Source organism: uncultured Campylobacter sp., assembly GCF_938031315.1.
In the GTDB taxonomy this organism is placed as follows: Bacteria; Campylobacterota; Campylobacteria; order Campylobacterales; family Campylobacteraceae; genus Campylobacter_B.
The window spans coordinates 1-1875 of sequence record NZ_CALHHT010000071.1 but is presented as its reverse complement, the minus strand read 5'-3'; the positions used below and the strand labels follow the sequence as shown (position 1 = coordinate 1875).

At 48.9% G+C, this 1875-nt stretch carries 1 protein-coding gene and 1 pseudogene; one reads left to right on the top strand and one right to left on the bottom strand.

Annotated features, from left to right (window positions below; all coding sequences use genetic code 11):
* Nucleotides 1-621 (top strand): DUF6803 family protein (locus tag Q0236_RS02015; RefSeq protein ID WP_297914446.1); only part of this gene is annotated, 621 nt, incomplete at its 5' end.
* A gap of 519 nt (nucleotides 622-1140) precedes the next feature.
* Here Q0236_RS02015 and Q0236_RS02010 read toward each other — a convergent pair.
* Nucleotides 1141-1875, bottom strand: a pseudogene (locus Q0236_RS02010) (hypothetical protein); the annotation flags it as partial.

Here is a 1875-nt window from a genome sequence, read left to right as displayed (position 1 = left end):
ATGACGAATTATATGGAGCTGCTGATGCAGAATCAGCCGTGGAATTTAATCGTATTTATGGTTCTGCCGATGGGGCTAGCCGAGGCGATAGTGGCAAGCGAGTTTTTTAGCCTGTATCGTAATGACGAGCGTGCGACGAGTACGAAGCTAAATAAGGTGCTAAGCATAATTTTAGGCGTTTATTTTACCGGGCTGATGATCTACGTAGCGATTAAAATTTTACCGACGATGCAATGGCGAGGCAGCGTCGATATCATCGCGATGAGCGCATATATGGCCTGCGTGCTACCGCTACTGATTCTGCTTGCGCTAGAGCTAGGCATCATCGCCAAGGGCGCTACGTTCCGCAGCAAGCTAAAGATCCACTTTTGCACGCTCATAGTGTTTTTGGTGCTAAATCACGTAGCGATGGCTCTTGGTATGACCGATCCCGGCAACGGCAATATCGGCGGTATGCAGATGAATCATATGAATGGCATGAGCCACTCTATGGATATGAGCGGGCCGCAGACGGATCATTCGAGCATGGATCACGGCTCGATGCATGATGGATCTATGAGCCATAATGGCATAAATATGAAGGATGTGCCGATGATGGATATGAACCACACGGGGCATTAGGGCTAAATTTCATAAGAGTCCGCCAATAAGCGTATTTGCGCTTAACGAAAGCTCAACGAAACAGGCGAATCAGCGCTCGTGCTTTTAAATTTAGCGCGAGATAGCTGCGGTTATCGCGCTAAAAAATAACGCGGCAGCTAGCGCTAATTTTATTTGTACAATTGAATGCATTTAGGCTACTCCGCTTAAAAATTTCACTCACTAGGAAATTTAAATCAAGAAACAATGCCTGCTTGGATTTAGATATAAATTTCATTTTGCTTTTTACTCGCCAATATCTATCTAAACGCCATTTTAGCGCGACTTGCGAATTCTTGTATGCTTGCGGATACTAGGCGTCTTGACTAAGGTGCGGATTTTGGTTCGCGATTCGCGTTTTGGCGTCAAAAAATATGCTTTTTTACTTGTAAATTTTTAAATCCGCAAAGAGACTTTTGGGGCTGTCGGTTTCGCGCTTTTTCGCATGCAAAAGCAATCTATTTTGCGTTACAAAAAGCGCAATTGCATACAAATGCGGCATCACGGGCAATCAAACATTATGATTTTGCCACTATGCTCGGCAATCTCGGCAAAATTTTTAGCTTCAAATTCCAGCCCACAAACCGCGCACGGCGGGAATTTTTCTATCGCCCGCTCGCCAAAAAGCTCGCAAATCCCACCTATTGCGGGATTATGTCCGACGATAAAGACGCACTGCGCGTCATTTGAGCCACCCAGCTGGCTCGCAGCCGTTATGTTACCCGCGCCGTAGCCAATGCCGCTTGCTAGATCGCCTACGACATCGCCGGGCCCACACACGGATACCGAATCACCGCCACTTGCGCTTAAAATTTCCGCATCGCCCGATATGCCGCCTATTCCCATTTTTACGGCACCCTCTTTTTTGCGACGGGCATTGCGGTTTAAATCGCCCGCGCTGTCGCCGTCATTTGCAGCTTGCGCATCCGCCGCGTCGTCCGCGCTGTCGCCCTCGCAAACGCCCAAGACGTAGGCGTCCACACCGCGCGCATGTAAAACAGATCCCGCGCTTTTTACGCTGCCGCGTAAAGCATGCGAGCTAGCCTGCGGGCCGTATTTATCGGTGCCGAAAAATCTTGGCGATGCGCCGTCTAGTTCGCGAACGAATTCCGCTAAATTCCATAAATTTATATCATAAAGTTCGCGCGAAACTCTTAAAGCCTGCGGTACGCCTAGCGCGGCCGCGATGATTCGCGCCGTCGTAAGTGCGCGAACTGCGGAGCTTACGACGATAAG